This is a genomic window from Salinivibrio sp. PR5 (assembly GCF_001996085.1).
GTDB classification, from domain to species: Bacteria; Pseudomonadota; Gammaproteobacteria; order Enterobacterales; family Vibrionaceae; genus Salinivibrio; species Salinivibrio proteolyticus.
In genome coordinates, this window is sequence record NZ_MUFK01000015.1 from 15,907 (window position 1) to 37,691 (window position 21,785).

19 protein-coding genes and 1 pseudogene are annotated in these 21,785 nt (G+C 50.7%); 7 read left to right on the forward strand and 13 right to left on the reverse strand.

Annotated elements, in window-relative coordinates; genetic code table 11:
* Nucleotide 1: 1 nt before the first annotated feature.
* From BZG82_RS07585 to pspA, 4 genes are all read right to left on the reverse strand, one after another.
* Nucleotides 2–1,393: a YcjX family protein gene (locus tag BZG82_RS07585; protein WP_077661700.1), complete on the reverse strand. Its 1,392-nt coding sequence runs from the start codon at nucleotides 1,391–1,393 to the stop codon at nucleotides 2–4.
* Between the two features lie 95 nt (nucleotides 1,394–1,488).
* The gene (gene pspC, locus BZG82_RS07590) at nucleotides 1,489–1,881 is read right to left on the reverse strand and encodes an envelope stress response membrane protein PspC (RefSeq protein ID WP_077480436.1); all 393 of its coding nucleotides are present in this window, start codon (nucleotides 1,879–1,881) and stop codon (nucleotides 1,489–1,491) included.
* Nucleotides 1,878–2,108 carry an envelope stress response membrane protein PspB gene (gene pspB, locus BZG82_RS07595; RefSeq protein WP_069588893.1) on the reverse strand — a complete coding sequence of 77 codons (231 nt, stop codon included), beginning with the start codon at nucleotides 2,106–2,108 and terminating at the stop codon, nucleotides 1,878–1,880. Before pspB ends, pspC begins: the two co-directional genes overlap by 4 nt.
* 20 nt (nucleotides 2,109–2,128) lie before the next feature.
* Nucleotides 2,129–2,794, reverse strand: a complete 666-nt coding sequence (gene pspA, locus BZG82_RS07600; protein WP_069588891.1) for a phage shock protein PspA — start codon at nucleotides 2,792–2,794, stop codon at nucleotides 2,129–2,131.
* Between the two features lie 214 nt (nucleotides 2,795–3,008).
* Here pspA and pspF point away from each other — a divergent pair, with 214 nt between their 5' ends.
* The 6 genes and pseudogenes from pspF to BZG82_RS07630 all read left to right on the forward strand — a co-directional run.
* Nucleotides 3,009–4,022 carry a phage shock protein operon transcriptional activator gene (pspF, locus tag BZG82_RS07605; RefSeq protein ID WP_077480437.1) on the forward strand — a complete coding sequence of 338 codons (1,014 nt, stop codon included), beginning with the start codon at nucleotides 3,009–3,011 and terminating at the stop codon, nucleotides 4,020–4,022.
* Nucleotides 4,023–4,145: 123 nt separating this feature from the next.
* Nucleotides 4,146–5,765: an ABC transporter substrate-binding protein SapA gene (sapA, locus tag BZG82_RS07610; RefSeq protein ID WP_077480438.1), complete on the forward strand. Its 1,620-nt coding sequence runs from the start codon at nucleotides 4,146–4,148 to the stop codon at nucleotides 5,763–5,765.
* Complete coding sequence (locus BZG82_RS07615; RefSeq protein WP_077480439.1) at nucleotides 5,765–6,727, forward strand: ABC transporter permease; 963 nt, start codon at nucleotides 5,765–5,767, stop codon at nucleotides 6,725–6,727. The genes sapA and BZG82_RS07615 overlap by 1 nt, the downstream gene beginning before the upstream one ends.
* Complete coding sequence (sapC, locus tag BZG82_RS07620) at nucleotides 6,714–7,601, forward strand: putrescine export ABC transporter permease SapC (protein WP_069588887.1); 888 nt, start codon at nucleotides 6,714–6,716, stop codon at nucleotides 7,599–7,601. The genes BZG82_RS07615 and sapC overlap by 14 nt, the downstream gene beginning before the upstream one ends.
* Entirely contained in the window at nucleotides 7,601–8,608 is a 1,008-nt protein-coding gene (locus BZG82_RS07625; RefSeq protein ID WP_069588884.1) for a peptide ABC transporter ATP-binding protein, read from the forward strand. Before sapC ends, BZG82_RS07625 begins: the two co-directional genes overlap by 1 nt.
* 97 nt (nucleotides 8,609–8,705) lie before the next feature.
* Nucleotides 8,706–9,407: pseudogene (locus tag BZG82_RS07630) on the forward strand (peptide ABC transporter ATP-binding protein); the annotation flags it as partial.
* 74 nt (nucleotides 9,408–9,481) lie between these two features.
* Here the strand turns inward: BZG82_RS07630 and pyrF are convergent.
* From pyrF to gyrA, 9 genes are all read right to left on the reverse strand, one after another.
* A complete protein-coding gene (gene pyrF / locus BZG82_RS07635; RefSeq protein ID WP_069588880.1) occupies nucleotides 9,482–10,177 on the reverse strand; it encodes an orotidine-5'-phosphate decarboxylase in 696 nt (231 codons plus the stop codon).
* Nucleotides 10,178–10,293: 116 nt separating this feature from the next.
* Nucleotides 10,294–11,463, reverse strand: a complete 1,170-nt coding sequence (gene lapB, locus BZG82_RS07640; protein WP_077765531.1) for a lipopolysaccharide assembly protein LapB — start codon at nucleotides 11,461–11,463, stop codon at nucleotides 10,294–10,296.
* A 3-nt stretch (nucleotides 11,464–11,466) separates the two neighbouring features.
* A complete protein-coding gene (locus tag BZG82_RS07645; protein WP_069588877.1) occupies nucleotides 11,467–11,754 on the reverse strand; it encodes a LapA family protein in 288 nt (95 codons plus the stop codon).
* A 288-nt stretch (nucleotides 11,755–12,042) separates the two neighbouring features.
* Nucleotides 12,043–12,327, reverse strand: a complete 285-nt coding sequence (gene ihfB / locus BZG82_RS07650) for an integration host factor subunit beta (RefSeq protein ID WP_069588875.1) — start codon at nucleotides 12,325–12,327, stop codon at nucleotides 12,043–12,045.
* 72 nt (nucleotides 12,328–12,399) lie between these two features.
* On the reverse strand, nucleotides 12,400–14,070 hold the full coding sequence (rpsA, locus tag BZG82_RS07655; RefSeq protein WP_069588938.1) for a 30S ribosomal protein S1: 1,671 nt from the start codon (nucleotides 14,068–14,070) through the stop codon (nucleotides 12,400–12,402).
* Nucleotides 14,071–14,172: 102 nt separating this feature from the next.
* On the reverse strand, nucleotides 14,173–14,856 hold the full coding sequence (gene cmk / locus BZG82_RS07660) for a (d)CMP kinase (RefSeq protein WP_069588873.1): 684 nt from the start codon (nucleotides 14,854–14,856) through the stop codon (nucleotides 14,173–14,175).
* 158 nt (nucleotides 14,857–15,014) lie between these two features.
* Nucleotides 15,015–16,298, reverse strand: a complete 1,284-nt coding sequence (gene aroA / locus BZG82_RS07665) for a 3-phosphoshikimate 1-carboxyvinyltransferase (protein ID WP_077480728.1) — start codon at nucleotides 16,296–16,298, stop codon at nucleotides 15,015–15,017.
* Nucleotides 16,299–16,439: 141 nt separating this feature from the next.
* A complete protein-coding gene (gene serC, locus BZG82_RS07670) occupies nucleotides 16,440–17,522 on the reverse strand; it encodes a 3-phosphoserine/phosphohydroxythreonine transaminase (RefSeq protein ID WP_077641077.1) in 1,083 nt (360 codons plus the stop codon).
* Nucleotides 17,523–17,704: 182 nt separating this feature from the next.
* On the reverse strand, nucleotides 17,705–20,374 hold the full coding sequence (gene gyrA / locus BZG82_RS07675) for a DNA topoisomerase (ATP-hydrolyzing) subunit A (RefSeq protein WP_077661708.1): 2,670 nt from the start codon (nucleotides 20,372–20,374) through the stop codon (nucleotides 17,705–17,707).
* A 687-nt stretch (nucleotides 20,375–21,061) separates the two neighbouring features.
* Here gyrA and ubiG point away from each other — a divergent pair.
* Nucleotides 21,062–21,775 (forward strand): bifunctional 2-polyprenyl-6-hydroxyphenol methylase/3-demethylubiquinol 3-O-methyltransferase UbiG, encoded by a 714-nt coding sequence (gene ubiG, locus BZG82_RS07680; protein WP_069588865.1) that lies wholly within the window; start codon nucleotides 21,062–21,064, stop codon nucleotides 21,773–21,775.
* Nucleotides 21,776–21,785: the final 10 nt, after the last annotated feature.

The following is a 21,785-nucleotide window of genomic DNA, read 5'->3' on the forward strand; positions in this document are numbered from 1 at the left end:
CTTATCGAAATTTATCGCCGAGCAAATAGTCGAGCGCTTTGTCCATGCGGATGTGTGGCAACGGCGCATCTAATGGCACGTGAGGCGGCCTAAATGACGGAAAATCAAAGCCTTGATGTTGCCAAAAATCCGCATCGGGAAGCTGGCTTGGCACATCGCCCGGATACAGTGTCACCCCCGAGCCGTCGTCCAATTCGCCTTTCAGTGCAGCGTGTTGGGTGCCTTTGACATCAACGAAACCGGGCGTCGTTGCCGCCACGGATGCGACACTTTGGCAGCGCATCTCTATGCCTTCGAAAGCCGCTTGTTGCCATGCTTGGTGGACAATTTGTTGCAGTAAGCTGACCATATTCGGATGTTGTTCGGGCGTAACGTGATCGGCTTTGGTTGCCGCAAACAAGACTTTATCGATCCGCGGGGAGAACAGCCGTTTGAGCAATCCAGATTTACCATATTTAAAGCTCTGCATTAATTGCTCAACCGCCAAACGCATATCGTGAAAGGCATCCGGCCCAACATTGAGCGGCTGCAACGTATCGACCAAGATCACTTGGCGATCGATCTTAGCGAAATGCTCGCGGTAGAACTGAGCGACCACGTGCTCACAATAATAGTCATAACGTGCCTTGAGTAAGCCATAGTTGGTGTGCTTGTCCGCTTTGGCTTTGATCTCGTCAGTTAATGCACCCATCCAAGGGAAGAACTGCACGACCGGCGCGCCGGCTAATTCACCGGGTAACACGAACCGTCCCGGCTGAACCCAATGTAAGCCACCATGCGCTTTGCAAGCATGCAAAAACTCAGTAAAGCTTGCTGCGACCTCTGCCAATTGTTTTTCATCTGCCGGCGCAAGCGGGTCCAATTGAGCCGCTTTCGCTTGCCACACCTTGGCAAGTTCCGCGCGTTTCCCCGTCAACATGCTGGTCTGCTTTTGCGACCATTGGGGGTAACTTTGGCTCAGCAAGGGTAAGTCCAACAACCATTCGCCCGGATAATCGACAATATCGACATACAAGGTTGCCATATCATTCAACGCGCGCATGGCGGCAGATTGAGGGCGATAGCGCACGGCCACTCTCACTTCACTGACATCTCGTGTTGGCGAGGGCCACGTCGGCGGTGTCATTTGCAGGGCATGCATGGCGTTTTCATAATCAAACGCGGGAAGATGCATGTGAGGGTGTGGCTCACGACGTGCGCCCAGCGCGCGCCCTTGCTGCACCAGTTGCAGTAACGGCAAATTTGGCTGGGTGCCTAAATGCGTCAGCTGATTAATGAGTGAGGTAATAAACGCGGTTTTACCCGCGCGAGATAAACCGGTTACGGCGAGACGCACATGACGGTCAGCCCCGCGGCTCACCCACTGCTTTACGCGCCTTTTCACTGATGGCATCGGTTAGATTGACTCCTTCATGACCACGCTGCCCCGAGAGAAATTCGATGGGACAGCGTGAATAGGTTCTGTGTAGCTGTTAGGCCATAAACGCTTTACAGCTTTTTAAAGGCTTGGTCGACATTGAATGCCGAGGAGGTGACATAAGCTTCCATCTGGCCAACTTTTGCTTCCATCGCGTTAAACTCGCGATCGAGATCCGCAATCAGTTGGCTCGCCGGCTTTCCCGATTGCCACGCCTTTTGTTTCACCTGGTGTTCAGGCTGCGGTGTCGCATCGGGTTGTGCATCAGGCTGGATCGGCTTTTTATCGAGGATCAACATCGCAGCGATATACGCGACAATCACAAAAAAGCCAAAACCAATCAGAAACGCAGAAACCGTCAAGATACGTACTAGCCAAGTTTCCATGCCAAAGTAATTGGCAATGCCAGCGCACACACCGCCAATGCGTCCATTTTCCGGGTCACGATACAGGGTTTGACTCATGCGCGTTGCCTCCATTGGGGTGCTTCAGCATCAAGCAAACGCTCGAGGTTATCGACACGGGTCTGCAGCTTTTCAGCGCGCTGCGCGAGTGATTGCAGCGTTTCATAATCTTGCCCACTCAAGCCTTGCCCAATTTGACGCTTACTACGATAGTGCAGCATCAGCCACAACGGGGCGACGAATAGCAAGAAAATCGCCAGTGGTATGCCTAAAAAGAATGATGACATGTTCGCTCCTATCGTGGTTGTTATTGCTTATCGTTCATTTTGGCTTTTAATGCAGCCAACTCTTTTTCAATTTCATCTTGAGCTTGCAGATCGGCAAACTCATCTTCAAGTCGCTTACCTTTGCCCATTTGATAGCTGTCTGCTTCCGCTTCTAGTTCGTCAATACGACGCTCATATTGTTCAAATTTTGCCATTGCCTCATCAGCACGGCCGCTTCCTAAGTGGCGACGCACGTCACGACGATTTCCAGCGGTTTCACGTCGAATAGCCAGTGACTGCTGACGCGCGCGGGTATCCGTCAGTTTGGTCTCAAGGGCAGCAATTTCACCACTCAGCTTATCGACACTTTCTTCGATTAAGCTTAACTCTTCTTCCAGCGCGACTTTGATATCATGCGCTTTTTGTTTTTCGATTAATGCCGCGCGCGCCAAATCTTCCCGATCTTTTTGCAGCGCCAAGGAGGCTTTATCTTGCCATTCTTGGAGCTGGCGATTGACGTTTTCAATCTTACGCGCCACTTCTTTTTTATCCGCCAGCGCTTTCGCGGACGATGTGCGTACTTCGACCAGCGTGTCTTCCATCTCTTGAATAATAAGACGGATCATTTTTTGTGGATCCTCTGCCTTATCTAACAGCGAATTGACGTTAGCATTTACGATGTCGGCGAAACGAGAAAAAATACCCATCATAGACTCCTTAATGATGCACCAAAGCAGTAGATTACATGCTCATTGTGCCTGATTCGTCTGAGCGCCATCGCTCAGCCATAGTTTGCTAGCCAATGTATAATCAACTAACGTGCCAACTTTTTAATCCTTATATTTCAGATACTTAAAATTTATTGCATCCTGCCATCAAACGCGCCATGATGAACAAAACCACTATTTGGTAAAAATCGCCATGCGTGAACAAGACAATTTAATCGGAGAATCCGATCGCTTTTTAGCCGTGTTGGACCACGTCTCGCGGCTCGCGCCATTAAATCGTCCCGTGCTGATCCTTGGCGAACGCGGGACTGGCAAGGAGCTGATTGCTCAACGCTTGCACTACTTATCACACCGCTGGTCTCAGCCCCTCGTCAGTTTAAATTGCGCCGCATTAAGTGAAGGCCTGATCGATTCTGAGCTGTTTGGTCACGAAGCGGGAGCCTTCACTAGCGCCAAAGGGCGTCATGCGGGTCGCTTTGAGCGGGCCGAAGGTGGCACCTTATTTTTAGATGAAGTCGGCACCGCCCCCTTGGGCGTGCAAGAAAAGCTCCTTCGCGTGATTGAGTATGGCGAATATGAGCGTGTGGGAGGATCTCAGCCCAAGCAGGCGGACGTGCGCTTGATTTGTGCCACCAATGAAGATCTTCCCGCGATGGCTACCCGTGGGGACTTCCGGCCTGATCTGTTAGACCGCCTCGCATTTGATGTGGTCCATTTGCCGCCACTGCGTGAGCGGCGACAAGATATCTTATTACTCGCCGAGCATTTTGCTCTAAAAATGGCGGTTGAGTTAGGCTATAGCTACTTCGCCGGTTTTTCTGCCCAAGCCCAAGCGCAACTACTTGCCCACCCTTGGCCTGGTAATGTACGCGAGCTTAAAAACAGTGTAGAGCGCGCCTTATATCGCCACAATGATCCCGATACGCCGGTTGAATCACTGTGTCTGGACCCGTTCACGCCACCTTGGCAAGCCGAGATAACATCACCACTTCAGACCAATTCGGCGGCCGACAATCAAGGCGGGACGCTCCCTGCGTTACCGGTAGATTTGCGGGAGTGGCAAACCGAGATGGAAAAGGCCATGCTGATGGCGGCGATGACACAGGCCAAATATCATCAAAGAAACGCCGCGCAGTTACTCGGCCTCAGCTACCATCAACTCAGGGGGCTGTTACGGAAACACAATGTGGGCAACAACGAACAATGATGTAAGCCAATACGTACATCACTGGGAAAATGATACGCGACATTGCCCTTACTTTGCTTGGTGGTAAGGCCGTTTCGGTGGTAGATTACGGGGTTTACTTTGATAGCTGATTTCACTTGGTTTATGCGCGTTTTCATCCAATTTTTGATCCTTGGGGTCAGCGGCTTGATCCTCGCAGGCTGTGATGCCTCCACGGACCAACGTGCGGCCGACAATCGTGGCTTTGTTTTTTGTGGCCCGGGCCAGCCCACCACGTTTAACCCTCAATTGACCGACGGCGGCCTCACGGCCGATACCTTATCGAGCCAGCTTTACGATCGCCTTTTGCGTCTAAACCCTAAGACGTATCAGCCCGAACCCATGTTGGCGAAAAGCTGGGAAGTCAGCGAGGACGGTAAAACCTACACGTTCTCTCTGCGACGGGGCGTTGCGTTTCATCGCAGTGTGCAGTTTACGCCGTCACGCTACCTCAACGCTGATGATGTGGTCTTTTCATTTCGCCGTCTCATCGACAACAATCATCCTTACCATCCTGTCTCCGGTGGCCAGTACCCTTGGTTTGATAGCATGGACTTCTCGGGGTTATTAACAGACGTAAAAGCCTTGGATACTTATCAAGTTCAATTTACGCTCTCACGCCCTGATGTGTCTTTTTTATCCACTTTGGCAACCAACTTTTCGGTGATCCTCTCGAAAGAGTATGCGGATCAACTTCTTACTGCTGGCACCCCAGAAAAGCTAGATACCTATCCGGTCGGTACTGGCCCATTTGCACTGGCAGAGTTTCAACCACGCGAGTTTATTCGCTTGCGTCGCCATTGGCAGTATTGGCAGGGCCCAGCACCCATGGAGCAAGTGGTATTTGACGTCTCAACGCGTGGCACAGGCACCTTAGCAAAAATGCTGACTGGTGAGTGCGATGTGCTCGCCTCGCCGGTTGCTAGTCAATTGCCTGTGGTCGTCGATGACAAGCGTTTTCATTTGTCATCTCAAACCGGCATGAACGTCGCCTTTATCTCCTTGAATACGCGCCATCCAGCCTTGTCTGAAGTGGAAGTGCGTCAAGCGATTAACCTTGCCATTGATCGCAATGCCCTACTCAGCTCGGTGTATTACGGCACTGGCGCTCCGGCTACCAGTTTGCTGCCGCCCATGTCGTGGGCTTACGATCCCAACAGTCAAACCGAATACAACCCGAAATTGGCCGCCGCACTCCTTGCTAAAGCGGGCTATCGCCAAGGTTTTAGCGTTGATTTGACCGTGCCAATGAAACCCACCGCTTTTAACCCGAGCCCGCGAAAAACGGCGGAGCTGATTCAAGCCGATTTAGGGGCGATTGGTATTCGCGTCAATATTATTCCGGAGAAAACAGTCAACCGTGTGGCTATTCGCGAAGGCGATGATGCGCATGACATGGTGCTGACCGGCTGGGTGGCAGACAATGGCGATCCGGACACCTTTTTACGTCCACTACTGACATGCAATGCAAAGTTTACTGGCTGGAATATGTCAAACTGGTGCAACCGCTACTTTGATCAAAAACTCAATGAAGCGATTGCGACGGAAGATACCGAGGCGCGCAAAGCCTTGTATATCGAAGCACAAACCATTTTAAATCGTCGTATGCCCGTCGTGCCTTTGGCGCATGGCATTCAACATCAAGTGCGTGACGCGAGCCTAAAAGGCTTAACCATGACGCCGTTTGGCACCGACAGCTTTGCTGACGTATCTCGGGGGCGCTAATGCTGATTTATACCTTACGACGCCTCAACCTGTTCCTAATCACCTTGGTGATCCTCACCTTGGTTGGCTACAACATTATGCTGTTGGCGCCTGACTCAGTGTGGCATGGCTTTGATTACTGGGTTGGCTGGTTATATTACCTACGCCAATTAGTGGAGGGACATTTAGGCATGGCCGCTAACGGCGAGCCGGTAATGGTCACCCTCGCGCATGTCGCCCCAGCTACTTTGGAGCTATGCTTTGCCGCATTGGTGATAAGCTTTGTGGTTGGCGTGCCGCTCGGCACCTTAGCGGGCCTGCGCAGTCAAGGGCCAACAGATAAGCTGATCTCATCGCTCGCGGTGGTGGTTTTCTCAATTCCCACCTTCTGGCTGGCTATTTTGTTTATCATGCTGTTTTCGCTCGACTTACAGTGGTTTCCTGTTTCTGGGCGCTATAACCTGTTGTATGAGATCCCTCATATTACCGGTTTTGCGTTGGTGGATTTATGGCTGTCGGATTTACCGCTTCAGGGCAAAGTCGCCACTGACATCATGCGCCATCTCGCCTTGCCCACGCTGACGCTAGCGGTGGTGCCCACCACGGAAATCATCAAAATGGTGCGCAACTCCATGGCACATGTGATGAGCCAAAATTACATCAAAGCCGCCGCGACTAAGGGCCTGTCTAAAACCGAGATCGTGTTGCGTCATGGCATGAAAAACGCCATTCCACCCATTATTCCTAATTTTGGTTTATTGGTATCAACCATGGTCACCTTCGTGATCATTGTGGAGTCGGTATTTAACTGGCCGGGCATTGGTCGTTGGCTATTAGATGCCCTGATCGCAAAAGACTACGCGTCTGTTCAAGCCGGTGTCCTCGTGATTGGTGGCTTTGTGTTACTGATAAATATCATTTCAGATGTTGTGGGTGCGTTTATGAACCCTCTGGTAAGGAAGGAATGGTATGCCCTCAAATAATGTCTATGTCGAGCAGCATATTCCCACCCAGCTCGAGCGATCGTGGGCGGCATTTCGTCGTAACAAGCTGGCCGTGATTGGTTTTTGGTGCCTGGTCGGCTTGATCTTGGTGACGATATTCGCTCCTTTATTAGCGCCTTGGAGCCCACAGCATCAAACCGGTCATCTGTTGATGGCGCCGTCTTGGGTGCAATCGGGTCAAATCGAATACTTCTTGGGCACAGACGATCTAACCCGCGATATGCTTTCTCGCCTGATTGCCGGCTCACGCTTAACCTTTGGCTATGCACTGATGGTGGCAATTGGCGCGGGCATTGTCGGTGTGGGCATTGGGGTGCTAGCCGGCATGACGAAGGGGCTAAAGTCGAGCTTTTTGAACCATATTCTCGACAGCATCCTCTCGATTCCTTCGCTGTTGCTTGCCATCATTGTGGTCGCCTTTTTAGGGGTGGGAGAAATGCAGGTGCTACTTGCAGTCTGGCTCTCTTTGATCCCTCGTATTATTCGTGCGGTGTATACCGCCGTACACAATGAGATAGAGAAAGACTACATCATTGCCGCGCGCCTTGATGGTGCCAACGATTTTTATCTGCTCTATCACTCCATTTTCCCGAATATGGCGGTGGTGCTGAGCACTGAAATGACCCGAGCGATTTCCGTCGCCATTCTTGATATTGCAGCATTGGGCTTTTTGGGCCTCGGCGCCCAGCCACCCGCACCGGAATGGGGTGCGATGCTGGGCGATTCAGTCGAACTCATTTTTACCGCGCCTTGGACAGTCACACTCCCGGGAATGGCCATTGCGTTTAGCGTTTTGGTTGTTAACCTTGTTGGTGAAGGGGTCAGCCAAGCTATCAACGCAGGAACAGAATAATGCCGTTATTAGATATTCGTCACCTGACCATTGAAATCGACACGCCGCAAGGGATGGTGAAAGCGGTTGACCGTATGAGCCTAACCATCAATGACGGCGAGATCCGCGGCTTAGTGGGTGAATCTGGCTCAGGAAAAAGCTTGGTCGCCAAAGCCATTTGTGGGGTTACCAAAGATAGCTGGCATGTGAGCGCCGACCGGTTACGATTAGGTAATATCGATTTACTTGAGCTTCCAGCACGAGAACGTCGTCATGTAGTCGGTAAAGACATTGCGATGATCTTTCAAGAGCCCTCGACCTGTTTAGACCCCTCTGAGGTCGTCGGGCATCAGCTGGAAGAGGCCATTCCGCCTGCCTCGTTTTCAGGTAGCTGGTGGCAACGTTTAAACTGGCGCAAACAGCACTCGATTGCCTTATTGCACAAAGTGGGCATCAAAGATCATAAACGGGTGATGGACAGCTATCCGTATGAACTCACCGATGGGGAATGCCAGAAAGTGATGATTGCGATGGCGATTGCCAACCGCCCTCGCCTGTTGATCGCTGATGAGCCAACTAACGACCTCGATCCTATCACTCAATCGCAGATTTTCCGGTTACTCAGTCGCACCAATCAGCTTTCTAACACCACCATTTTGCTGATCAGTCACGACTTAACCTTAGTAACACAGTGGGCGGATCGTATTACCGTGATGTATTGCGGCCAATCGGTTGAATCAGGTAACCGTGAGCAAATACTTACCACGCCGCATCATCCCTACACGGATGCTTTGCTGCGTGCGATGCCTGATTTTAGTCAAGATATTCCCCATAAAAGTAAATTGGAAACATTACCGGGCTCGATTCCTCCGTTGCAGCACTTACCGATTGGTTGTCGCTTGGGCCCTCGGTGCCCTTACGCGCAACGTAAATGTGTTGAAGTGCCGCATACACAGAAAATCAAAAACCATAAGTTTGCCTGCCACTTCCCATTAAATATGGAGAATAAAAATGACCGCTCTTCTTGAAGTCGACGGGTTAAGCAAAGATTATTACCACCGCACTGGCTGGCTAAGAAAACGCGTCACCCATGCGGTGAAGCCCGTTTCTTTCCAGTTAGAAGTCGGCGAAACCATCGCTTTTGTGGGGGAAAATGGCTCGGGAAAATCGACCCTAGCACGTATGATTGCAGGCGTGATCGAACCAACATCGGGGCAGATTCGGGTCAATGGTGAAGAGCTGACGTTCAAAGATTACCAAACCCGCTGCAAGCTCATTCGCATGATCTTTCAAGACCCCAATACCTCGCTCAATCCAAGAAACCAAATTGGGCAAATTCTTGAAGGACCGCTGAAACGAAATACCAATATGACGCCGCAAGAGCGAGGCAAGCGCGTTAAAGACACCCTTCTGCGAGTGGGTTTGTTACCCGAGCATGCCTACTTTTACCCGCAAATGCTCGCCACGGGGCAAAAGCAGCGGGTGTCACTGGCACGTGCGTTAATCTTGCAACCGAGTGTGATTGTAGCCGATGAAGCCTTGAACGGGTTGGATATGTCAATGCGCTCACAGATCATCAACTTGCTGCTCGAGCTCCAAGAAGAGATGGGACTGTCGTATGTTTACGTGTCTCAACACATGGGCGTAATTAAGCATGTCACCGATAAGGTGATGGTGATGCAAAAAGGGGAAGTGGTCGAGTCAGGCAGCACAGAGTCCTTATTCGCCAATCCTCAGCATACATTGACCCAGCGTCTGATCGATAGTCACTTTACTGCGCCCATCCTCGATAGACGCTCGCGTAAATCTGCGTCGACGCGTACCTAGCTTTATCGCAGAGCCAGTCAACATAAAGGCCACACATGTGGCCTTTATTATCTCAAGCAGTTTTGCGCCTGATGTTACGCTAAACTTTGATTGATTTGTGCAAGGACGGCCGCCGGGTCATCGGCTTGTGTAATCGGACGCCCAATCACTAAGTAGTCGGAACCCGCGGCAACAGCTTGTTCTGGGGTCATAATTCGGCGCTGATCACCAGCCGCACTCCCCACCGGTCGGATCCCGGGCGTCACCAACTTAAAGGCATCGCCACACTGGGCTTTCAGCAAACTAGCTTCTTGCGCTGAACACACCACACCATCCAATCCCGACTGTTGCGTCAGCTTGGCAAGGTGCTGTACCTGAGCTTGTGGTGAGCGTTGTACCCCACTTTGGCGCAAATCCGCGTCCGTCATGCTGGTCAATACGGTAACGCCGATAAGCAATGGACGGTTGCCGCCATATGGCTCAAGCGCCTCACGTGCTGCACTCATCATCCGCTCGCCGCCTGAGGCATGAACGTTCACCATCCATACCCCTAGCTCTGCCGCGGCCGCAACCGCTTTCGCACACGTGTTCGGAATATCGTGAAACTTCAGGTCAAGAAAGACATCATGACCGTATGCGTGTAATTGTTTAACCAATGCAGGCCCAAATAAGGTGAACATTTCTTTGCCCACTTTTAAACGACACGAGCCCGGCTCAATTTTATCCACAAAGGCCAATGCTTGATTCATGTCTGCATAATCTAAGGCGACGATGACTTTCGGGTCTTGCATTATTGCTCCTGATTCCTTCACAAGGTTGTTATTCTCGCACTCCGCGTGCTCCCCAGCTGTCGCCGCCATTCGCGGTGACAGCAAGATAAAAAAACGGCGATGCCACTGCATCGCCATTATTCCCCATCCAAGCCCCGAATTGGCTTAATCGCTCCCCAGTTTTTACACGAGGGGCATTGCCAATAAAGCGCATGGGTGGAAAAGCCACACTTACGACAACGGTAATGCGGCTTAACTTTAATCTGTTCTGCAACAAGGTCTTTAAGGGTATTGAGGCTGGCTTTCGCGCGCCCCTCTTCCGCCTGTTCCACATGGTATTCCATCAGCTTGTGGAAACCACGCATGGTCGGGTTACGGGTTAGTTGGCGGGTCAGGAAGCTTTGTGCCATCGCGAGGTTCTCATTGGCGCCGATCACCTCTGAGAGCATCAGTTCAGCACTGACGCCGGCTTTTTTCTCAATGCATTCTTTCAAGAAACGGACGAGCTGCATTTCACGTCCCAAAGCGCGATAGCTTTGCGCGAGAAGCGGTAAAGCCTCACTGACAAAATCGGCATCTTGCTCGAGAATGTTTTCCAGCTGCTTAATCGCCCCTTTATAGTCCTCGTGCTGAATATCAAGTTTGGCTAACATCAGGCTCGCTCTGACACAGCCTTTGTCGTAAGACAGGGCGCGACGTAGCAGTTGCCGTGCTTTGTGCTCATTCCCATCACCCATCTGCTGCATCGCTAACTCACAGTGAAAATGAGCAATGTCTTTGCGCAGTTTGCTCTTGCCCAATTTAACCAGTTTGGCCGCGGTGTCTATCGCTTGTTCCCACTCACGTGTTTGCTGGAAAATCGCCAAAAGCTGTTGCAGCGCAAACTCTTTGTAGTCAGGCTCGTCCACCAATTTGACAAAGATTTTCTCTGCGCGGTCGAAAAAGCCCGCCACCATGTAGTCTTTCGCCAACTGTTGCATGGCGAGATTACGTTGGTCGAGGGTCAGGTTAGGACGAGCAATGAGGTTTTGGTGAATGCGGATCGCTCTGTCGACTTCGCCGCGAGAGCGAAACAGGTTACCCAAGGCGAGGTGAGTATCAATCGTTTCATTATCGACTTGGAGCAGTTCAATAAAGAGATCGACCGCTTTATCCGACTGCTCAGACAGCAGTAGATTGAGTCCCGTGACATACTGGCGAGACAGATGATGTGACTGTTCTTGCCGTCGATGACGAGCATTCCTGTTACCCATATACCAGCCGTAACCGGCCGCTATTGGCAATAACAGAAACAACAGCTCTAGCATGAATTAATGTTCCTTAAGCGGGTCCGTACGCAATTTATCAAGTTCTTTGCGTTGTTTCTCTACCTGCTTACGCAATCCTCGCGCCGTTAAGCGTGCTTTGAGGTATAGCGCTCCACATACCAGCCAGCCTATGCCAAAGCCAATGACAAAGACAATGCCCAAGATGACTGACAGCTTAAATTCACCTTGCGCGATAAGATAGTTAAAGTTAATCACTTCTTGGTTTTGCGCTCCCAGCGCCAAGGTGATCAAAAAGCATAACACCAGAAACAGAATGCCGAGTATTTTCACAAGTATTCCCTCATTGCGAAAGGCCTAGCGCCCCATCAATCATGATAAACCTGCCAGATGCGAGGCATCTGTCACTGTGATAGTTCCTGTGAGTTAAGCCAAGCTGCGCACCGCATTAAAGGTGTGCTTGTATCAAGGCGTAATATCCGGCGCCTGGCCTTGTGATGACTGGTACTAGATCTTACACAGGAGGTATGATTATGCAGGAAATTCATCACGCAAGCTATGATCGATAGACATAAAAAAACGGCACACCTACAGCATGCCGTTTTTTTCAGCGCACATCGCTTAACTGTAAATGTTAACGCGATCGCGAAGTTCCTTACCCGGTTTAAAATGCGGAACGTACTTACCGTCCAATTCCACTTTTTCGCCCGTTTTAGGATTACGCCCCACACGAGGCGCACGATAATGCAGTGAGAAACTACCAAAACCACGGATCTCGATGCGGTCACCGCTCTCGAGTGTGGTCGCCATGTGCTCAAGGATTTCCTTGATGGCATCCTCTACCTGCTTTGCAGATAGATGGGTTTGCTGACTACAGAGCCTTTCAATCAACTCAGATTTGGTCATAAACACCCCGCTTTAGTATGTTTCTCAACAGTATAAATGCAGAGAGGGAAAATTTCCCCCTCTTATTGTGCATTATTCGCTCTTCGCTGCTTTGAACGCGTCAGCCATAGCGTTACCGAACGCGCCTTCTTCGGCTTTGTTCAGGCTAGCCATTGCTTCTTGCTCGTCAGCTTCGTCTTTCAGACGTACAGACAGGTTCAGAACGCGGTTCTTACGGTCAACACCGGTGAACTTCGCTTCAACACTGTCACCAACAGCAAGTACTTGAGTCGCGTCTTCAACACGATCACGAGCCGCTTCAGAAGCGCGCAGGTAACCTTCAACACCTTCTGCTAGCTCAACAGTTGCGCCTTTCGCGTCAACAGCAGTCACTGTACCGTTAACGATAGCACCTTTTTTGTTGGCTGCCAGATAGTTGTTGAATGGGTCTTCTTCCATTTGCTTGATGCCCAGTGAGATACGCTCACGCTCAGCATCAACCTGAAGAACTACTGCAGAGATCTCGTCACCTTTCTTGTATTCGCGAACGGCTTCTTCGCCAGCCACGTTCCAAGAGATGTCAGACAGGTGAACCAGACCGTCGATGCCGCCGTCTAGACCGATGAAGATACCGAAGTCAGTGATTGACTTGATCTTACCAGTTACACGATCGCCTTTGTTCTGAGTTTCAGCGAATTGCTGCCATGGGTTGGCTTTACACTGTTTCAGACCTAGGCTGATGCGACGACGCTCTTCGTCGATGTCCAGAACCATAACTTCAACTTCGTCACCCACGTTAACCACTTTAGATGGGTGGATGTTTTTGTTGGTCCAGTCCATTTCAGACACGTGTACCAGACCTTCAACGCCTTCTTCGATTTCAACGAAGCAGCCGTAGTCAGTTAGGTTGGTTACGCGACCAGTCAGCTTGTGACCTTCTGGGTAACGGTTAGCGATTGCTACCCATGGATCTTCACCCAGTTGTTTCAGGCCTAGTGATACGCGAGTACGCTCACGGTCAAACTTCAGAACTTTAACGTTGATTTCGTCACCAACATTAACGATTTCTGATGGGTGCTTAACGCGCTTCCACGCCATGTCAGTGATGTGAAGCAGGCCGTCAACGCCGCCCAGATCAACGAACGCACCGTAGTCAGTCAGGTTCTTAACGATACCTTTAACTTCCATGCCTTCTTGCAGAGAAGCTAGCAGCTCGTCACGCTCAACGCTGTTTTCTGACTCGATAACCGCACGACGAGAAACAACAACGTTGTTGCGCTTCTGGTCAAGCTTGATTACTTTGAACTCGAGCTCTTTGCCTTCCAGGTGAGAAGTGTCACGTACTGGACGAACGTCAACCAGTGAACCCGGTAGGAACGCACGGATGCCGTTCAGTTCTACGGTGAAACCACCTTTCACTTTACCGTTGATGATACCCATCACGGTTTCAGCTTCTTCGTACGCTTTCTCTAGCTGGATCCAAGCTTCGTGACGCTTAGCTTTCTCACGAGAAAGCTGAGTTTCACCGAAACCGTCTTCCACTGCGTCCAGGGCTACGTCTACTTGACCGCCAACTTCGATTTCAAGTTCGCCAGCAGCGTTCTTGAATTGGTCAGCTGGGATAGCAGATTCAGATTTCAGGCCAGCGTCAACCAGAACGAAACCGTTCTCGATAGCAACAACAGTACCCTTAACAATAGAACCTGGGCGAGTTTCGATTTCTTTTAGAGACTCTTCAAAGAGTTGAGCAAAAGATTCAGTCATTATATTTAAATCTTCAATTTGATAAACGTCCACGGGTATCCTACCGCATGGGGTTGTTAAATATGTTAGCCATCATCCTTGCAGCTAACGGTTATAGACTGCTTATGCAGCCGATAATTTGCTTTCAATAAACGCCAGCGCTTGCTCGATCACCTCGTCGATTGACAATGAGGTTGAATCCAGCACCAATGCATCTGGCGCGGGGCGCAATGGTGCCACCGCTCGGTTGCGGTCACGGTCATCACGCTCTTGAATTTCACTTAAAAGGCGGTCAAAGGTAACATTAACCCCCTTTTCTTGCAACTGCTGCTGACGGCGGCGGGCACGCTCTTGTGCACTGGCATCTAAGAATATTTTCACTTCGGCCTGCGGAAAGACCACGGTGCCCATATCACGGCCATCAGCAATCAATCCCGGCTCGCCGGCAAACGCGCGTTGACGACGCAACAATGCTTCACGCACACGCGGTAACGCGGCAACTTTTGACGCCTGATTGCCGACTTGTTCGGTACGTAGCGTCGCGGAAACGTCTTCGCCTTCCAGAATCACTTTTACCAGCTCACCTTCAGCGATGAACTGTACATCTAGGTTAGCAGCCAATGGCACTAATGCATCTTCTGAGGTGGTGTCCACATCATGGTGAATCGCAGCCAATGCCAATACACGGTATATCGCGCCAGAATCTAACAAATGCCACTGCAGTTTTTCTGCTAGTCGCATACATAAGGTTCCTTTTCCAGCACCACTCGGGCCATCTACTGTAATAACAGGCGCCTGTGTCGGCATAAATCTCTCCACATTTGGTTGAGTGCGTCGACGTTGCGCTATCCAAGCGCCCTCATATAAAGGGAAGCAACGCCGATAAATCGGCGCTTATTATAGAAGAAAGCGAGGAGGAAATCACCGCCACCGTCAGTTTATCCGTACGTATGGCGGTGGGATATTCAAGACCGGCTAATGGCGGCGAGTTTTTCAAAGTAGTCTGGGAACGTTTTTGAAGTACAACCCGGGTCATTAATGGTGACTGGCGTGTCGCTCAACGCCACCAGCGAGAAGCACATCGCCATCCGGTGATCGTCATAGGTATCAATCGCCGCATGAGTCAGCTGCTGAGGCGGTTCAATGTAAAGGTAATCATCTCCCTCTTCGACCACCGCCCCCACTTTTTTCAACTCGGTTGCCATCGCATGTAAGCGGTCGGTTTCTTTTACTCGCCAATTATAAACGTTACGAATACGCGTGGGGCCTTTGGCAAACAGCGCCGCTACCCCAATGGTCATGGCAGCGTCAGGGATGTGGTTGAAGTCCATGTCCACACCATGAAGCTCGCCTTTGCGTGCAATGACGTAATCATCGCCCCACTCGATGTCAGCGCCCATTGCCGCCAACGCATCGGCAAATTGGATATCACCTTGCACACTATGACGACCAATACCGGTGACCTTCACGGCACCGCCTTTAATGGCCGCGGCCGCGAGGAAGTAAGAGGCCGATGACGCATCGCCTTCTACCATCAGATGGCCTGGCGATTGATAACGTTGCCCCGCCGGAACCACAAACCGCTGATAGTTATCGTTATGTACCTCGACGCCAAACTGAGCCATGATCGCCAAGGTAATATCAATATAGGGTTTAGATACCAAGTCGCCTTTAATGGTGATCCGTGTTTCTTCACGCGCTAACGGCGCAGCCATCAACAGGGCGGTTAAGAATTGGCTAGAAATACTGCCATCGATACTGACATCGCCGCCAGCGAGCCCCGTGCCTTTAATATGTAATGGTGGGTAGCCCTCGCTCTCTAAATAGCGAACCTCTGCCCCTATGGCATTGAGTGCCTCGACAAGGTGGCCAATGGGACGCTCTTTCATGCGCGGCTCACCGGTTAGAGTGATCTCGCCTTCACCCAAACACAGCGCGGCCGTTAATGGACGCATGGCCGTACCGGCATTACCTAAAAACAGTTCCAGTGGCGCTTGGGTATGAAAGGCGTGTCCCAAACCTTCCACAACACACTCAGTGCGATCGTCAGACAGCTGATAAGACACGCCTAAGTCAGTAAATGCATTGAGCATATGACGCACATCATCACTGTTGAGCAGGTTGGTTAAGCGCGTCGTACCGGATGCTAGCGCGGCCAGCAGTAAAGCGCGATTAGATACACTCTTTGAGCCGGGAAGGTTAATGTGACCATCGATATGAGAGATCGGGGAAAGTGTCAGTTGCTCCATTCTGGTTTAATTTCCGTGATGCTTTGTGCAACCAGAGTAACCAAAATACAAGCCATCTCACAATTATTATTTTTATCAAAGTAGAAACAAAAACGTCCCAGACGCAAAAAGCGGCTGGGACGCAAACCGTTTTACACCGCGTTAGGCGTATTTTTTCTCAAACTTCACCATGAAGTCGACTAATGCCTGAACCCCTTCAAGGGACATTGCATTATAGATTGACGCGCGCATTCCTCCGACATCTCGATGCCCTTTCAGCGCGTGCAATCCATGCTCCATCGCTTCGGCGAGGAAGGTGTCGTCCAGCTCACTGTTAGCGAGTTGGAAGGGCACATTCATCAGTGAGCGATTATCTGGGTGAACATCATTGCGATAGAAAGAAGAGTTATCGATGCAATCGTACAACAGCGCCGCTTTCTGCTGATTGTGCGCATAAATAGCCTCAACGCCCCCTCTCTTTTTCAGCCATTTAAAGACTTCTGCTGCCAGATACCAAGCAAAGGTGGGTGGTGTATTGAACATGGATTCTTTCTCGGCCAAGACTTTGTAGTTCAACACACTCGGCAACACATCTTTAGCAAGGTGTAATAAATCATCACGCACAATCACCAAGGTCAGCCCCGCCGGACCGATATTCTTCTGCGCCCCCGCATAGATCACGCCATACTTGGACACATCTATCGGGCGAGAGAGAATGTTCGATGACATATCTGCCACGATGGGTTTGTTGGTTTCCGGCAGATCCGTGATTTCAATCCCATCAATGGTTTCATTGGGGCAAAAATGCACATATGCGGCATCATCACTTAACAACCACTCGTTTGCCGGCAAGATAGCGCGTTTACCATCACGCTCACGAGTCACATTGATCACATTGGGAGTGCAGTAGCGCTTGGCCTCTTTGACGGCACTCGTCGCCCAGTAACCGCCATCGACATAGTCAGCAATGGTGTTGTTACCCAGTAAGTTCATAGGTACCGCCGCAAACTGAGCGCGTGCACCACCTTGGCAAAAGAGAATGTGATAATTGTCTGGGATCACCAGTAGTTCACGTAAATCTTGCTCTGATTGACGAGCAATGGCTAAAAACTCTTTACTGCGATGAGAGATTTCCATCACCGAGGTGCCAAGACCGTTCCAATTGGTGAATTCTTTTTGTGCTTTTAGCATTACCTCGCGGGGAAGCATCGCGGGTCCGGCAGAAAAATTGTATACCTTGTCCATGTTGTGGAGGGGCTCCTGCTGTTTTTTATCTGCAAGACGTATCTCACGTTATGACGAAGATACATCGTTAAAAGGCGTAGCTACTGATTTAACACGTTTGCATGGGCTTTGGAAATATAGCGCGTAAAAAAGGGCGCAGATCACTGCACCCTTTTCTTGTTTTATGATTGCAACACGAGGACTTAAGCGTCTTGATCGCTATCCGTCTCACTCGGTGTGTCATCATTGTCCTCAGAGCTGGTCTCAGAGGCTGGTGCGTCACTGGTTGCATTGGCATTTGCCGCCGCTTCGTTAGCCAGTGCTTCCATTTCCTCTTCATCCGGCTCTTCGATACGCTGAAGACCAACCACTTTTTCATCATCACTGACGCGGATCAGTCGTACCCCTTGGGTATTACGGCCCACTTGGCTAACTTCTTCCGCGCGGGTACGTACCAGCGTACCGGCATTGGTGATTAACATCAGTTCATCACCGGTGCAGACCTGGATGGCACCGACAACGTCACCATTCCGCTCAGAGACTTTAATCGAGACCACACCCTTGGTCGCACGGCTCTTCGTTGGATATTCTTCCAGCGCCGTGCGTTTACCAAAGCCGTTCTCCGTCACCGTCAGGATGTCACCATCCGACTGCGGCACAATCAGGGAAACAACTTGGTCTTTCTCTGCGAGCTGAATCCCGCGGACACCTGCCGCGGTACGGCCCATTGCCCGTACTGTCTCGTTAGACGCCACAAAGCGCACTACTTTACCGAATTGCGAGAACAGCATGACTTCGCTGTTATCATCGGTCAGCTGTGCTCCGATAAGGCTATCACCTTCACGCAGGTTCACAGCGATAATGCCCGCGCTACGTGGACGGCTAAAGTCAGTCAGCGGCGTTTTCTTCACAGTGCCGTGCGCAGTGGCCATGAAGACGTATTTGTCTTCTGCATATTCACGAACCGGCAGAATAGTGGTGATCCGCTCGTCGTCTTCCAATGGCAGCAAGTTGACGATCGGTTTACCGCGTGCGTTACGCGACGCATGTGGCAGTTGATACACTTTCAACCAGTACATGCGCCCACGTGTTGAGAAGCACAAGATGGTGTCGTGCGTATTTGCGACCAACAGACGCTCAATGAAATCTTCATCTTTCATGCGCGTGGCTGATTTACCTTTACCACCGCGACGCTGCGCTTCATAGTCACTCAAGGCTTGATATTTCACATATCCCTCGTGTGACCATGTCACGATGACATCTTCTTCGTTGATCAGATCTTCGATATCAATGTCAGCGCTTGCCGCAGTGATCTCGGTCAGGCGCTTATCGCCATAACTATCACGAATCGCCTCAAGCTCTTCGCGGATCACTTCCATCAAACGCTCGGTGCTGGCCAAGATATGCATTAATTCAGCAATTTGTTCCAGCAGCGATTTGTATTCATCAAGGATCTTGTCGTGCTCGAGCCCAGTCAGCTTATGCAGACGCAAATCCAGAATCGCTTGCGCTTGTTGCTCAGTCAGATAGTAGGAACCGTCATCACGTGCACCAAACTCAGGCGCTAACCACTCAGGGCGTGCGGAGTCAACACCCGCCGCTTCCAACATGGCAGACACCCCACCTAAGCTCCAGCCTTGCGCTTGTAGCTCTTGTTTGGCAACTGCTGGGGTCGGCGCTCGGCGAATAAGCTCGATCACTTCATCGATGTTAGCCAGCGCAACCGCTAGACCTTCAAGGATGTGTGCACGCTCACGCGCTTTGCGTAATTCATATACGGTACGACGAGTGACCACTTCACGGCGGTGATTGACAAAACACTCCAACATCCCTTTGAGGTTGAAGAGTTTTGGCTGGTTGTTATCCAGCGCCACCATGTTGATACCAAACGACGTTTGCAACTGAGTCTGGGCATACAGGTTGTTGAGAACGACTTCTGCCACCGCGTCGCGGCGACATTCGATCACAATCCGCATCCCGTCTTTATCTGACTCGTCACGCAGTGCTGAAATGCCCTCAATTTTCTTATCTTTGACAAGCTCAGCAATCTTTTCAATCAGGCGCGCTTTGTTAACTTGATACGGGATCTCATTGACAACAATGGTTTCTTTACCATGTTTATCCGCTTCGATCTCCGCCTTCGCACGTAAATAGATTTTGCCTCGGCCGGTCTTATAAGCATCTTCGATGCCTTTACGGCCGTTGATCATCGCCGCGGTCGGGAAATCAGGACCCGGAATGTGCTCCATCAGCTCATCAATGGTGATATCTTCGTTATCGATATACGCCAGACAGCCGTTGATCACTTCGGTGATGTTATGAGGTGGGATGTTGGTTGCCATCCCCACCGCGATACCAGAGGCGCCATTCACTAACAAGTTAGGCACGCGCGTCGGTAATACATCAGGGATTTGCTCCGTACCGTCATAGTTAGGTACGTAGTCCACTGTTTCTTTATCTAGATCCGCGAGGAGTTCATGGGCAATTTTTGCCATGCGCACTTCGGTGTAACGCATCGCCGCGGCCGAGTCACCATCAATGGAGCCAAAGTTACCTTGGCCATCCACCAGCATATAACGCAGTGAGAAAGGCTGCGCCATACGAACAATAGTGTCGTAAACCGCGCTATCACCGTGTGGGTGATATTTACCGATTACGTCACCGACCACACGGGCCGATTTTTTATATGGCTTGTTCCAGTCGTTGCCAAGTACATTCATCGCGAATAAAACGCGGCGGTGTACTGGCTTTAGGCCATCACGCACGTCAGGAAGAGCTCGACCAACAATGACAGACATTGCATAGTCGAGATACGAGCTTTTCAGCTCCTCTTCGATATTGACTGGCGTGATCTCTTTAGCAAGATCGCTCATGGAGCCAACATCCCTCAAATAATGTTTGCGTATTCAAATACGTGACCACGGAGGATAACACAAACCCACTCGCTAGACACGTGAATATGGCTAAGATGTATCATAGATCTCGTTAGAAAAGCCTCTCAACGCGTCTATGCGGGTAAAAACCCATCACTTCCGTGTCTGGCTATCAAGAATTAAAAATAAAAGCCCAGAAACGTCCTCAGCGCTTATTTACTTTTTCTATTTACCGTATTGCAGCGTCATCTTCACCTTTTATCGCCTCCTGTTTGCTGTCATTTCAGCCATCTTGGCCCATACTTAAATCGTGAGAATGCGTGACATACGACGCGTAGAAAGGATTGTTGTCGACACGTTCGACTAAGGAGTAAGCAGCATGCTGACTCGTATCGTGAATGCTATCGGAATGTGCTTGATTGCCGGTAAATACATGTTAGCGTGCATCATTGCTGTCAGTGCAATGATGACTGCAACCTTGTAACCACTATATCACGCGGCCGGGCTGGCGAGCCGCGTTTATCGCTCACCGACACTCGGCGGGACCACTAAGCTCGCTTATCCTGCAGCGCCCTTTTGCGTGCCCAATACCACCAATTACACTTCCTTTGTTCCACGCGTTCCCGAGCTGCAACTACACAGCATTTGGGTATATAATGCAGCAAAACCAATAAGGAAGCTGTATTTATGAGCCACGTAGCTAACGTTGACCCGGCAGAAATTCAAAAGTTTGAAGACATGGCATCACGCTGGTGGGATTTGGAAGGTGAGTTTAAACCCCTCCACCAAATCAACCCGCTACGCTTGCAGTACGTGATAGAAAAAGCCGGCGGCCTGTTTGGTAAAAAGGTGTTAGACGTTGGCTGCGGCGGAGGCATTCTTGCCGAAAGCATGGCTCGCGAAGGCGCCGAGGTCACGGGACTAGATATGGGCAAAGAGCCACTGACCGTTGCACGCTTGCATGCGCTTGAATCCGGTATTGACGTACAATACATTCAGTCGACCGCCGAAGAACACGCTGACAGCTACGCCGGCCAGTACGATGTGGTGACCTGCATGGAGATGCTAGAACACGTGCCAGAACCTGCCTCAGTGATCCAGGCGTGTGCGAACATGGTCAAACCTGGCGGTCATGTTTTCTTTTCGACGCTCAACCGCAATACCAAGTCGTGGCTATTTGCCATCGTGGGCGCCGAGCACCTGCTCAAACTGGTACCGAAAGGCACTCACGACCATCATAAGTTTATTCGTCCCTCTGAACTGATGGCGATGGTCGATACCACAGCCCTCCAAGCGCGTGGTATGACCGGCTTACACTACAACCCATTAACCGGCATCTATAAGTTATCCAACGCCAATGTCGACGTGAATTATTTGCTCCACACTGTCAACCCCGCTTAAAGAGTTGAGG